The organism is Moraxella caviae (assembly GCF_002014985.1).
Taxonomy (GTDB): Bacteria; Pseudomonadota; Gammaproteobacteria; order Pseudomonadales; family Moraxellaceae; genus Moraxella; species Moraxella caviae.
Genome location: NZ_MUXU01000038.1, coordinates 33,403 through 45,866 on the forward strand (window position 1 = coordinate 33,403; position 12,464 = coordinate 45,866).

Sequence of the window (12,464 nt, forward strand, 5' to 3'; positions counted from 1 at the left end):
AATCGGTTCGGGTGAATTAAAAATCAGACCTTAATCAGCTCACCCTTGACAAGCTCAAGGCGAACCAAAATCACTTTAGCCTACTTTTATCAATGGCAATGCGCACACGCCTAAACGCCTGCGCAAAAGCCAATCGCTCATACCGCCATTATAGCAAAATTCCATCAAAAATAGCGATGTGCGCCCATAATTTTTAAGAAAAAACGCACAATTTAGCGATGTCTGACGTTTGTCAAATGCCGCTTAAGGGCTGTTTGTGCCTTGATACAGCTCCACATAGCTGCTCGTACCGCCTGCCGCTGGGTTTGCTGGGCTTACCGCTGGATTTGGATTGGCGTACACAGGCGCAGCGTTCGTTGGGGCGTTGGTTGGTGCATTTGGCGTGTAGATTTCTTGCATGACGTACGGCTCAGTGTCAGGCTGCGTGGCGACATAATCGTCCGCACCGCTTGACGTACCTCCATACACCACGCTGTCATTGGCTGGCGCTGCCATATTTTCATTCATCACATCGTCAGTGCCAAGCTGTGCACCTTCATCGCTCACCAAGGTCGTCAATGTAACTGCCGCTGCCATGCCCGGCGTGTTTTGGATGGCGTCTAGGATATGCCCTTGCTGCGTTGGCGTTAAGTAGCCCATGACGTAAGCAGTCTGATCACGCACGATGACCTTATACTGAGACGCACGCACGGATTTATTGGCAAGCAATCTGGCGGCGATTTTTGATTTTAAATAGCCTTCGTGCATGGTGTGGCTTTGACTTTTTGGCGTGTCGGCAACGGTCAGATAATTATACACCGCTGTAACATCTTTCATAGAACCCACCATGTTTTGCACGGCAAGTTTCACCGCTTCGCTCGGCACTTCGCCTGTCAAAAGCACTTCTCGGCGAAAGCTGTCAATGGCGATGCGCACCGAATTTTCGTTCACGCCTTCAATGCGCGACAAATTTTTGCGTGCAGTCAGCTCAATGCTCTCATCGCTGATACGCTCAGGAATGGTGCGGCTCATCACTGGCGCACCAAAATTGGCGTTCTCGCCTGCACCCGTGGTTGCGCACGCTGTCAAGCCTGCCATAGCGGTCAGCAGCACCGCTGGCAGTGCCAATTTTTTATACAAAGAAGTGGTGAAAAAATTCATGGTATCGCTCACAAAGGGTTGAGTATTTGATTTGATTTGATTTTCTTGATTTAAATTTAAATTTGTATTTGCAAATAAACTTTAAAACCGCAAACGCTCGTTGATGGCTTGGTTGGCATATTTTACCAAAATTTATATATGACTTAAACGTGCATCAATCATCATGGCGATTTTTTCGTCAATTTTTGCCAATTTTTAAGTCAGTTTTTAAGTCGGCTTTTAAGTCAGCTTTTAAGCTGGTTTTACTGATTTTACGCCAACTAGTACGCTAAAAATGCAGCGACAATCCACTGTGGCACGCTTACGCCTTTCTCATCAACATCAAACGCCACCACGTCAAATCGGCAATCATACTCAGCAAATTTGGGCGACTGCTGCAAAAAATGCTCGGCAGCAGCAATGATACGGCGGCGTTTTGTGGGCGTGATGGTCTCAAGACTTGTGGCAAATTGGGCGTGAGTCATCTGTTTTCTGGCACGCACTTCCACAAAAATCAGCGTGTTTTGCGCTCTGCCACGCACCGTCTGGCTGCTGGTGGCAATGATGTCAATCTCGCCAATCTTTTTTGCGTCAATCGCATGGTAATTGCGCGCGATGATGGTCAAGCCCTGCGCTTGCAAAAATTCTACCGCCTGCTGTTCAAAATAATCACCGATGGCTTTGGTATTTTTGCGCTTGGCAGGTGATGGTTTTGATGGCGGTTTTGGTAGTGGCTTTGGCGATAATGGCAGCGCAGTCATCAGCGTTCACGCACGACCACAGTTTTGGCGATTTTATCGTGCCACGTTTGTTTTTGCTTATCAAACGCCGCCCAAATATAGCCCAAAAACAGCACAAGTCCTGACACGATATAGCCAAAATAACGCAGCACGGCTTGCTTGAGCGTGGGTAAATTGCCCGTCTTGGCGTCTCGCACTTGCAGCCCAAACAGCATTTTACCGGGCGTGGCAGCAAAGCGTGTCCAGAAAAACATCACCGCCACAAAAGGCAGCACCACTTGCACCAGCACATCAAATGCGCCCAAAAACACTGATGACTCGCCGTACAAAAACTCATCGCCATACCACAAATACAGCGCAGGAACGGTGATAAGTGCAATCAAAATCCCATCAATAATCTGCGCAAAAAACCGCGCCCAAAACCCTGCATAAACGTACTGCACGTCATTATGCGCTGGGTGAGATTGCAAGGGCTGATTTGGCGGCTGGGGTAAATTATTCATGTTACGTCCTGTTTTTAGTTTTTAATTTGATAAAGTTGGTTTTGGTGAAATTTGGCGTGGGCAAATGGCTCAAGTATGTGCTTAAAGAGTTGTTTCAAAGTCGTCTTAAAAGCTGTTTTTAAAATTAACTTTAAAACCGTTTTTTGAAAAACCTTCCCTTAAACTTGCGCTCACATTCACGGCAAATTTCACCGATATACCGCCTAGCATAGCAAAATTTTTCTTATTTCGTCAATTTATGGCGTGAATTTTGGGCAGTTTTTAAGATTTTTTCTTAAAAATTGATTAAAATAAGGTTTTGTGATTTGCCAGCAAACCTTGCCAAGTCGCTTCATCGGCAAATCAGCCAGCGATTTTAACCATCAAACTCAATAAACCAAATCAGGGTTATGAAATTAAGAATTTTAAGTGTCGGGCATAAAATGCCTGCGTGGGTGCAATCAGGCATTGACGATTATCTAAAACGCCTGCAGCCGATGATGTCCACCGAAATCGTGGAAATTGCGCCTGCCAAACGCAGCAAAAACCCATCGCCTGCCGAAATTGACAAATACAAACACAGCGAAGGCAAGGCGATTCTTGCCGCCAAACAGCCCAAAGAAAAGCTATGGGTGCTGGAAGTAACGGGCAAAATCATCAGCACAGAACAGCTTGCCGAACGCCTAGAAAATCTGATGCCAGAAGGCGTGGACATCGCTTTGGTGATTGGTGGTGCTGATGGCGTGTCGTCTGAAGTGCTGGCGGCGGCAGATTTTAAGTGGTCATTATCTATGCTGACGCTGCCACACCCTTTGGTGCGTGTGGTGCTTGCCGAGCAACTCTACCGCGCCATGAGTATTATCAATAATCACCCTTATCATCGTGGTGGCTGATTTTTTCTGTTATTTGTGGCTTATTCGTCTTAAAAAATTAGTTTGCCACTCTTAAAAAATCATTCGTGGTGAACCTATTAAGCCTAACAGTTTTTTCTCAAACAAAAAACCGCCAAGCAAAAGTTTGGCGGTCGTTTTTTGGTTCTTGTATTTTAGTAGGAACTCATCAATCCACGCCAGACAAATCCATTTTCGCATCAAGACGATACACCAACAGCGTGCCAATCGCCACCAGCGTAGATGTAACAATGCCAAGTTTAATCACAGGGCTGACATCAAACAAACTGAGCAACACGCCACCAAAAATCCCCACGCTAAATTGCAGCGCACCTTGTAAGGCTGAAGCCATGCCAGCACGCTTTTTTTGGTGCGCCAAAGCGATGGCGGTGGCGTTTGGCTGCGTAAAACCCAGCCCAGCAATACAACAAAAAATCGCCAAAATCACCGCAGGCATATAGGCTTGCGCTGAGAAAAACACGCCCAAAAACAGCAAGCACAGCGCCGACACCAGCTGCATAAGCGTGCCAAAACGCAAAAGCTGCACCAAACGAAAACGCTTCGTCAAAAACTGATTGACCTGCGTCAGCGCAATAAATCCAAAAGCATTCGCCCCAAAAGCGATGGCAAATTGCTGCTCGCTTAGATGATAATGCACCATGAACAGCTCGCTTGAGATGGATAAATAAATAAAAAACGCCCCTTGTAGCAAACCGCCCGCCACCGCTGGCACGATGAAAGTTTTATCCTTGACAAGGCTGGCGTAGCCTTTGAACGTTTCGCTGACAGGCTTGGTGTTGCGGTTTTCAGGTGCCAGCGTTTCTTTTAAAAACAGCTTCGTCAAAATCAAATTCAGCGCACCATAACCCGCCAAAAACCAAAACAGCGCATGCCAACTTGCCAATTTTAAAATCAGCGCACCCAGCGTTGGCGCAAGAATGGGCGCAACCCCCATCACCAGCACCATAAGACTGAACGCACGCGCGCCTTGAATCGGATTCATGGTATCACGAATCGCCGCACGCGTTACCACCGCCGTTACACACGCACCCAGCGCCTGCATGGTACGCGCGGCAAACAGCACGATTTCGTTATTCGTCAGCGCACAAATGATGGACGCCACCACAAAGACCGTCATGCCAATGTACATCGGCAACACACGCCCCACACGGTCAGAAAACGGGCCGTAAAACAGCTGCCCCACCACCAGCCCAATAAAATAAGCAGGCACCGACATGGCGACATTTGACACAGGCACGCCAAAATCGTCCGCCATAGACGGCAGCGCAGGCAGATACATATCAATGGCGAGCGGCCCAATGGCGACCATCATACCAAGCATCATCACCCACGCCACAGGAAAAGGCTTTTGGGCGGCTTCAAGGTTTCTTGTGTTCATGTGAATTGTTTTGTGTTTTTGATTTGAATTTGATGGACATCAAAGCACGGCAAACTTGGCAATTTTAGCGCAATTTGCCACGCATAAAACGGCTATCATACCACAATACGCCAATAATGTGCGGATTGCGCTTGATGAAATTGGTGTTTGACAGATTTATAAACCAAGCAAATACGACAAACTCTAACACTTGCATAAAATTTGCGTTTTGCGACACCGACTTTACGCATAAAATGTTTGGCTGTGTTTATGCCAATTCAATGCAAAGTACTTACTTTAAATCGTCCAATTCAGGGAAAAACGAATAAATTTCTTCTAAAACGCCCATCTGCGTTTCGCCAATGAGCTCACCAATATTGCGCTTGAGCTTTTCTTGCAACTCTGGCGAGCATGACTGAAAATGCGGCGAGCGCAAAATCATGGTTAAATGTTCTACCGATTTTAAGGCGTGTTGCTGTGTTTCAATGGCAAATTCTTTGTTCATGGCGATTTCCTTGTTTTTTAATTATCTTCAAAAATCCTAGGCTGCACTAATTCAAATGGTGGATTTGGATTAAAAACGATATGTAGGTGGTTGAGTGGAACGAAAACCCAACATGGTTTTAAAATCCGTTCTAAAATGTTGGGTTGTGCTAACGCTAACCCAACTTACAACCTTTAAGTTTAGAAGCAACAACCCAACAAAACCCAATTTACAAAAAAGCCCAACATCTGTCGGGCTTTTTTGATCAGCGCAGTTTTAAGGTCATCAGTCCCAGCACCACCAAAATGATACACACGATATAAAAACGTGCCACCACTTTGGTTTCTTTAAGCCCCATTTCTTCAAAATGATGATGCAATGGCGCCATCAGAAAAATGCGTTTTTTGCGCAGTTTGTACGAGCCGACTTGCAACATCACCGACAACGCTTCCGCCACAAAAATACCGCCCATGATGGCAAAGGCAAGCTCTTGGCGTGTCATCACCGCCATCGTACCCAGCATACCACCCAAAGACAGCGCGCCCACATCGCCCATAAACACTTCGGCAGGCGCAGCGTTGTACCACAAAAAGCCCAGTCCAGCACCGATGATTGCCGCACACACGATGGTTACTTCGGCATTATAAGCGATGTGCGGAACGTGCATATACGCCGCATAATTCATCGAGCCTGAAATGTACGCAAACACGCCAAGCCCTGCCGCCACAAGCACCACCGGCAAAATCACCAAGCCGTCCAAGCCGTCCGTCAAGTTCACCGCATTGGACGAACCTGCCAGCACAAAATAAGTCGCAGCGATAAAACCAATGCCCCAAGGAATTGCCGAAAACGGAATCGTCATATCCTTAAACAAAGGAATCAGCATATCTTGCATGGCGATGGCGGTCGCTGCGTCTTGCTGCATGGCGATGTAATACAAAGAACCACCTGCAAACAGCGAACCGACCGACAGCCAAAAATACTTTTTACGGGCAATCAAGCCTTGTGGGTTTTTATGCTTGATTTTTAGCCAATCGTCCGCCCAGCCGACCGCCCCAAAAATCACCATCACCACAAGCAAAATCCACACATAAGGGTTGGACAAATCCGCCCAAGCCAGCGTAGAAATGCCGATTGCCACCAAAATCAGCACACCGCCCATCGTTGGCGTGCCTTGTTTGGCAAGGTGAGTTTTCGGGCCGTCATCACGCACCGCTTGCCCGTATTTGAGCGTGCGCAGATAATTGATGACAGGCTTGCCAGCAAAAATCACAATGAGAAGCGCAGTAATCACCGCCAAAAGCGCTCGCAAAGTCAGCGATGAAATGGCGATGTCGCTGTGTTGAAATAACCAATAAAGCATAATTTGTCCACTTATGGGAGACTGATCTTGCCTGCTGTTTGGCAAGGTAAATCAATAATTGATAACAAAATCTAAATACAACAATAATAAAACAAAATGGCAAACAAATCAAAGGGCTAAGTCTTAAATGCCAAGTTTTAAATACTCAGTTTCAAACCTAAAATTTCAGCTCTTATTTAGCCCTGTTTTGACCTTTATTTGACTTGCAAATTTTCAGTTATTTTTGCAAATCAGCAATCAAACTTTCCATTTTCATGCCGCGTGAGCCTTTAAATAATACCGTGCTTGCGCCTTGATTTAACAGCTCTTTTAGTGCAGCCAGCAGTGCAGTTTTATCGGCAAAGTGCGTGGCTTTTGGCTTGGTTTGGCTGTCTGCGGCATTGATGGCGGTGGCGGTGTGCGCCATATGCTCGCCCACCGTCAGCACATAATCCAGCCCAAAACCAGCCAGCTTCTCGCCAAGCGTGCGGTGTTCATCATCAGCCGCTGCGCCCAACTCAAAAATATCACCCACCACCAAAATCTTGGTATGCTCAGCCTGCTCCAGCACGCCTGCCGCTGCCAGCATGGACGTTGGGTTGGCGTTATAAGTGTCGTCAATCAGCAAATGCTCGCCAAACGCCAAGCGTGTCAAGCGACCTTGTGGCGGCTTGGCGGCCTGCAATCCAGCGGCGATTTGCTCCACAGGCACGCCCAGCGCAATCATCGCCGCCGTTGCCGCCAGCGCATTGGCAATGTTATGCTCGCCCACAAACGGCAGCGCCACAGGCACGCTGTCAATGTCGTCTACGCTCAAATTCACATTCAGGCTAAATTCGCTGTGCGCAGGCTGCACGTCCACATCATCGGCAAACACATCGCCCATCATCAAAACGCTTGTTACGCCTTGCTCGGCAAGCATTGCCACGTCTTCATCGGCAAGCTCGGCTGCCGCAAGCGGTACATTTTGCTCGCCAAAGGTGATAAAACGCTCGGTGAACTTGGCAGCTTCTTCTTGCAAAACGCCAAAAAATTCATCACCAAAAGGCAGCACCGCCACGCCATCGGCACTAAGCGCGCTGTAAATCTCCGCCTTGGCGCGGGCAATGTTTGCTCGTCCGCCAAATTCGCCCAAATGCGCCGTGCCAATGTTCAGCACGCACGCCACGTCAGGACGCACCAAATTGGCAGTATAAGCAATCTCGCCCAGATGATTTGCGCCAAGTTCCATCACGGCAAATTTATGCGCATCCGTCAGCTCAAGCAGCATCATCGGCACGCCAAGGTCGTTATTCAGATTGCCGCGCGTGATGAGTGTCGGTGCGATTTGACTTAAAATTGCGCCCATCATCTCTTTGGTTGTAGTCTTGCCAGACGAACCTGTGAGCGCCACCACCGTCAAATCAGGGTGCGCATCACGGCGATATTTGCCCAGTGCGCCCAAGGCAAGTTTGGTATCCGCCACAATCAGCTGCGGCAAATCCACCGCCACGGCACGCTCCACAATGATCGCCGCCGCACCGCTTTGTTTGGCGTTTTCCACAAAATCATGCGCATCAAAATTATCGCCTTTGATGGCAAGAAAAACGTCGCCTTGCTCAATTTTTCGGGTGTCGGTGGTGATTTTGGTGGTGCTAAGCGTGCTGACGTCGCCTTGCCAAGTGCCACCTGTGGCGTCTGATAATGCCTTTGCTGTCCAAAGATATGGGGTCATGATGTTCTCTTTTTGTTGATATTTTTATGAGCAGTTTTTGGGCGATTTATGATAAAACTTGCTTTGGGCTAAAAGCTGGCTTGAGCTAAATTTGCACAAAACTCAATCCCCTAAGCCAAACTGACTATTGTAATCCGTTTGCCGTCTTTTGTATGTTGAGCTTTTGTTGCAAATTTAGTACATCTTACGCCTTTTTTGCCACTGCCAGCACATCGCCAAGCACCGCCACGTCATCAAAATCATGGCGCACGCCTTTGATTTCTTGGTAAGTTTCATGCCCCTTGCCTGCAATCACCACGATGTCGTCTTTGCCTGCCATGCGCACCGCTTCGGCGATGGCGGTTTTACGGTCAGGCTCAATGCTGATGCGATAATGATCTTCGCACGTCAAGCCTTGCTGCATATCGCTTAAAATGGCGGCTGGCTCTTCAGAACGTGGATTATCCGCCGTCAAAATCACATGGTCGGCATGGTCAAGACCCGCTCTGGTCATGATTGGGCGTTTGGTTTTGTCTCTGTCGCCGCCACAGCCAAAGACAGCAATCAGCTTGCCCGTACAATGTCTTTGTAAACTTGTCAGCACTTGCTCCAGCGCATCTGGCGTGTGCGCATAATCCACCAAAAATAAGCCTTCGCTAGACGGCACACGCTGCATACGCCCACGCGCGCCTTGTAATTGCGCCACCAAATCTGGCAATTCGCTCGCTTTTTGTGGATACAGCACCAAAAATGCCGCCACCGCCGCCAAAAGATTATCCACATTAAACAGCCCCAAAAGCGGACTGCCAAGCGTCATCGCCCCAAAAGGCGTATCCAGCGCAATCTGTACACCATCAAGGCTTGGCGTGATGGCGGTGGCGTGATATTCTGCTGGCTTTTGCTGGCTGTAATGCACAATCTTATAATCACTTGGCAAAGCGTCATTGGTGAGTAGCGGATATTTGGCGTCCGCATTCAGCACGCCATGCGCAAGTGTTGGGAAATATGCCTTGTCAAACAGGCGCGCCTTCGCCAAGCGGTAATCGTCCATATCAGCATGATAATCCAAATGATCGTGCGATAAATTGGTATAAATCGCCACTTCCACAGGCACGCCCTGCAAGCGGTCTTGGTGCAAGCCGTGCGAGCTGGCTTCTAGCGCCACAAGCTCCACACCTTCGCACGCCATGCGGTGCAAAAATTCATGCACCATCAGCACATCGCCTGTGGTGTTTGCCGATTGCTCAAGCGCGCCCAGCTTGCCATTACCAGCCGTACCCATGATTGCCGCAGACACGCCAGAGCGCTCGGCAAGCTGCGCCACCAGCTGACTGACGGTGGTCTTGCCGTTCGTGCCTGTTACCGCCACCACTTTTGGCAAAGGCGCTGGTTTGACAAGCTGCAACTGCGCAGCAATCAAACTGCCCAGAACCTTACGAATCTGCGGGTGCGACACCACAGGAATAGCCACGTCCAGCTCATCAGCTGGCACGTCCGTGATAATAAAAGCCGCCTTATCGTTCACCGATTTGGCAAAGTTTTGCGCACGCGCAATCGCCGCATTTTCATCGCCGCTCACGCTTTTTAGCAGCACAAAGCCATCTTCTGCGCCAATCTTACGGCTGTCTAAGCAAAACTTGCCAAATTCACACGCCAAAATGGGCGCAAAAACCGCCTGCCAATCCGCCAACTGCGTTTGGCAAACGCCAGATAAATTCGCTTTGGCAAGCACATCGGCAAATACGACTTTCATAGTTTTTTCCTGTTACTGTTTTTCTATTAACTTTACAGCTTTGGTGTTGTTGATTTGGCGTTATTCTACCTGCAAAGGCTTATCAAACGGCACGTTATAAAGGCGCAGCGCTTCTTTCATTACATTATGAAATACTGGCGCAGACACTTGCCCTGCATAAGACTGGCGGCGTGGGTCTTCCACCAAAATCACCACCACAAAGCGTGGATTGGACGCTGGCGCAAGCCCTGCAAAAATCGTGCGGTGCTGGTCTGTGTAGTAGCCGCCTTGCGGATTGACACGGCGTGATGTCCCTGTCTTGCCTGCCACACGGTAGCCGTTGATTGCTGCGGCTCGTGCCGTACCGCCCGCTTGAGTAACCAGCTCCATCATTTTTACAATGCTTTGGGCATTGCCTGCGCTGATGACTTGGGTCGGCTCGGCAAGTTTGTCGTCTTTGATGAGACGCAAAGGCTGCAAATTGCCGTTATTGGCAAGCACCGAATACGCCTGCGCCAGCTGCGCCAGCGTTACTTGCAAGCCATAGCCATAACTGAGCGTGGCACGGCGTGAGTACTCGCGCGCTTTTGGTGTGGTAACACGTCCTGCAGCTTCAGCAGGAAATTCTAGGGCGGTTTTTTGCCCAAAGCCAAACTTACGCTGCATATCCACGATGGCTTCAGCTGGCAAGTTCAAGGCGATTTTTGCCGAACCTACGTTACTGGATTTTTGAATCAGCTTGGCAAGGGTGATTGCGCCATAATTACTGCCATCACGAATGTTAAAGCCGCCAACGTGCAGCACGCCCGGCGATGTGTCAATCAGCGTGCTGGTGCTGTATTTGCCAGAATCCAGCGCTGCCGCCACGGTGAACGGCTTCATCACCGAACCCGGCTCAAACACGTCAAGCACTGGGCGGTTGCGCTCGTTTGCGCCTGTGCGCTCAGATAAGTTGTTAGAATTAAAAGACGGCCAAGAACCCATCGCCAGCACGTCGCCTGTCTGCACGTCCACCACCATGCCAGAGCTTGAGCGTGCCGACTGCTCACGCCCCACCTGCTCAAGCTCTTTGTACAGCACATATTGCAAGCGCGAATCAATCGTCAAATGCAAATCCTGCCCTGCGATTTCAGGCTTGATTTCTTTGATTTCTTTGATGGCGGACGCTCTGGCATCTTTTAGCACCAGCACTTGCCCACGCTCGCCTGCCAGCGTTTTTTCGTACTTTTGTTCAATGCCAGCACGCCCAGCATAGCCGCCATTTTCTTCGCTGTTTGATTGCGCCATATAGCCCAATAGCGGTGCGTTTGGCTCGGCCTGCAAATAATAACGCTGGAAAAATTTCTCTTCGTTCACCGCCACAAAATCCAGCGCCATGATGGGTGCAGCAATCTCTGGAGACACACGATTAAGCAGCACCATGCGTCTTGAGCCAGCGCCTTTTGGCAAGGCGGCTTCCACCGCTTTTGGATCGCTCAAATCCAGCGTATCGTCCAGTTTCACCGCATTTTCCAGCCGCTCAAGCGGTACGTTGGTCGTGGCGGCAAGTTTCACCAAACTCATATCCGCCAATGCTTGACTTGCCTTGGCGCGCGCGGACAGCTGCGCTGGCGTTAGGTTTTTTTCTGAGCCGTCTTTGGCAGAATTATTAGCAACGATTTTTTTTAGCCGATAATACTCGGACGCATATTCACGCGGGTCAAACACCACCGTGGACAGCGGCGCATTTGCCGCCAAGGGTGCGCCCATCGTGTCGGTAATCATGCCACGATACACAGGCTGGCTGCGCTTTGAGGTGATGAGTTTATCGCCTTTTTCCACATAAAATGACGCATTGATGACTTGCAAATAAAACGCTCTGGCAAACAGCACGCCAAAAGCTGCCACCATCACCACCCAAATGGCACGATAACGCCACAAGTCTTGCTTGCCGCCCAACATGGACGCACCACGGCGTTTTTTACCACCAAAAATTTTGGTCAATAATCTACTAAACCAAGACGGCTCGCCTAGGTTTTTGCCTTTTAAGCCCTTGGCTGGATTGGCTTTGGTGGCGTGTTTTTTGCGTAAAGGCGGTGTTACTGTAGACGCTGCGCCTGTTTTTTTGGTCGTTTTCATGCTCATTCCGCCTTATCCATGCTGCTGGTTGGGGCGATGACTTGCCGATGGCTGCCCACAGGGAAAAACATACCCAGCTCACTCACCGCACGTCTTGCCACTTGGGGCGTGGAGCTAAAAGTCTGCTGCTCAATGAGCAAACGCTGCTCTTCTACTTGCAGCGCGGTCAGCTCACGACCAAGTTTTTGCAGCTCACGATACGCCGCGTGGTGTTCTTGGGCTTGCTTGGCGATAGAAACACCTGTCCACAAAATCGCCGCCAACAAAAGCAGCACAATCAAACGCAGCACGCCTATCATGCCGCTGGGCTTGGCGGTGGTCGTGTCATCATCAATCAAGGTGGCGTGTCGGTGTTTGCTCATGGTCGGTTTGTACTGTTTTTAGATTGTTATTTTGGATTGCTGTTTTTAAACGTTTAGGTTTTAAAGTTTTTGGTTTTAAATTTGTCAATTATTGGTTTTTAAATTAAATGCGACTTATACTGGC

12 protein-coding genes are annotated in these 12,464 nt (G+C 49.1%); 1 reads left to right on the forward strand and 11 read right to left on the reverse strand.

Translation table 11 applies throughout. The annotated features are described in order from the left end of the window. Positions 1-243: 243 nt before the first annotated feature. The 3 genes from B0181_RS06310 to B0181_RS06320 form a co-directional block, all read right to left on the reverse strand. Entirely contained in the window at positions 244-1,140 is an 897-nt protein-coding gene (locus tag B0181_RS06310) for a BON domain-containing protein (RefSeq protein ID WP_115338079.1), read from the reverse strand. 260 nt (positions 1,141-1,400) lie between these two features. Continuing rightward, positions 1,401-1,880, reverse strand: coding sequence for a YraN family protein (locus B0181_RS06315; protein ID WP_078276667.1), 480 nt, complete (start codon positions 1,878-1,880; stop codon positions 1,401-1,403). Further along, positions 1,880-2,362 (reverse strand): RDD family protein, encoded by a 483-nt coding sequence (locus tag B0181_RS06320; RefSeq protein WP_078276668.1) that lies wholly within the window; start codon positions 2,360-2,362, stop codon positions 1,880-1,882. The genes B0181_RS06315 and B0181_RS06320 overlap by 1 nt, the downstream gene beginning before the upstream one ends. 389 nt (positions 2,363-2,751) lie before the next feature. Here B0181_RS06320 and rlmH point away from each other — a divergent pair, with 389 nt between their 5' ends. Then, positions 2,752-3,234, forward strand: a complete 483-nt coding sequence (rlmH, locus tag B0181_RS06325) for a 23S rRNA (pseudouridine(1915)-N(3))-methyltransferase RlmH (protein WP_078276669.1) — start codon at positions 2,752-2,754, stop codon at positions 3,232-3,234. Positions 3,235-3,400: 166 nt separating this feature from the next. Here the strand turns inward: rlmH and B0181_RS06330 are convergent, their stop codons facing one another. The 8 genes from B0181_RS06330 to B0181_RS06360 all read right to left on the reverse strand — a co-directional run bounded on the left by B0181_RS06330 (position 3,401) and on the right by B0181_RS06360 (position 12,340). Beyond that, a complete protein-coding gene (locus tag B0181_RS06330) occupies positions 3,401-4,630 on the reverse strand; it encodes a multidrug effflux MFS transporter (RefSeq protein ID WP_078276670.1) in 1,230 nt (409 codons plus the stop codon). 64 nt (positions 4,631-4,694) lie between these two features. Next, complete coding sequence (locus B0181_RS12455) at positions 4,695-4,826, reverse strand: hypothetical protein (RefSeq protein ID WP_278044941.1); 132 nt, start codon at positions 4,824-4,826, stop codon at positions 4,695-4,697. A gap of 75 nt (positions 4,827-4,901) precedes the next feature. Then, entirely contained in the window at positions 4,902-5,114 is a 213-nt protein-coding gene (locus B0181_RS06335) for a hypothetical protein (RefSeq protein WP_078276671.1), read from the reverse strand. A 244-nt stretch (positions 5,115-5,358) separates the two neighbouring features. Continuing rightward, complete coding sequence (mraY, locus tag B0181_RS06340) at positions 5,359-6,456, reverse strand: phospho-N-acetylmuramoyl-pentapeptide-transferase (RefSeq protein WP_078276672.1); 1,098 nt, start codon at positions 6,454-6,456, stop codon at positions 5,359-5,361. Positions 6,457-6,673: 217 nt separating this feature from the next. Further along, positions 6,674-8,149, reverse strand: coding sequence for a UDP-N-acetylmuramoyl-tripeptide--D-alanyl-D-alanine ligase (locus tag B0181_RS06345; RefSeq protein ID WP_078276673.1), 1,476 nt, complete (start codon positions 8,147-8,149; stop codon positions 6,674-6,676). A gap of 184 nt (positions 8,150-8,333) precedes the next feature. Further along, a complete protein-coding gene (locus B0181_RS06350) occupies positions 8,334-9,881 on the reverse strand; it encodes a UDP-N-acetylmuramoyl-L-alanyl-D-glutamate--2,6-diaminopimelate ligase (protein ID WP_078276674.1) in 1,548 nt (515 codons plus the stop codon). Between the two features lie 60 nt (positions 9,882-9,941). Then, entirely contained in the window at positions 9,942-11,978 is a 2,037-nt protein-coding gene (locus B0181_RS06355) for a peptidoglycan D,D-transpeptidase FtsI family protein (protein WP_115338080.1), read from the reverse strand. A gap of 2 nt (positions 11,979-11,980) precedes the next feature. Beyond that, positions 11,981-12,340, reverse strand: coding sequence for a cell division protein FtsL (locus tag B0181_RS06360; RefSeq protein WP_078276676.1), 360 nt, complete (start codon positions 12,338-12,340; stop codon positions 11,981-11,983). Positions 12,341-12,464 lie beyond the last annotated feature (124 nt).

What these genes read in the sequence shown, in the direction of transcription:
- B0181_RS06335 (WP_078276671.1), bottom strand. Translation starts at nt 5,114, where the DNA reads ATGAACAAAGAATTTGCCATTGAAACACAGCAACACGCCTTAAAATCG.
- mraY (WP_078276672.1), bottom strand. Translation starts at nt 6,456, where the DNA reads ATGCTTTATTGGTTATTTCAACACAGCGACATCGCCATTTCATCGCTG.
- B0181_RS06330 (WP_078276670.1), bottom strand. Translation starts at nt 4,630, where the DNA reads ATGAACACAAGAAACCTTGAAGCCGCCCAAAAGCCTTTTCCTGTGGCG.
- B0181_RS06315 (WP_078276667.1), bottom strand. Translation starts at nt 1,880, where the DNA reads ATGACTGCGCTGCCATTATCGCCAAAGCCACTACCAAAACCGCCATCA.
- B0181_RS06320 (WP_078276668.1), bottom strand. Translation starts at nt 2,362, where the DNA reads ATGAATAATTTACCCCAGCCGCCAAATCAGCCCTTGCAATCTCACCCA.
- B0181_RS12455 (WP_278044941.1), bottom strand. Translation starts at nt 4,826, where the DNA reads ATGCAAGTGTTAGAGTTTGTCGTATTTGCTTGGTTTATAAATCTGTCA.
- B0181_RS06310 (WP_115338079.1), bottom strand. Translation starts at nt 1,140, where the DNA reads ATGAATTTTTTCACCACTTCTTTGTATAAAAAATTGGCACTGCCAGCG.
- B0181_RS06360 (WP_078276676.1), bottom strand. Translation starts at nt 12,340, where the DNA reads ATGAGCAAACACCGACACGCCACCTTGATTGATGATGACACGACCACC.
- B0181_RS06355 (WP_115338080.1), bottom strand. Translation starts at nt 11,978, where the DNA reads ATGAAAACGACCAAAAAAACAGGCGCAGCGTCTACAGTAACACCGCCT.
- rlmH (WP_078276669.1), top strand. Translation starts at nt 2,752, where the DNA reads ATGAAATTAAGAATTTTAAGTGTCGGGCATAAAATGCCTGCGTGGGTG.
- B0181_RS06345 (WP_078276673.1), bottom strand. Translation starts at nt 8,149, where the DNA reads ATGACCCCATATCTTTGGACAGCAAAGGCATTATCAGACGCCACAGGT.
- B0181_RS06350 (WP_078276674.1), bottom strand. Translation starts at nt 9,881, where the DNA reads ATGAAAGTCGTATTTGCCGATGTGCTTGCCAAAGCGAATTTATCTGGC.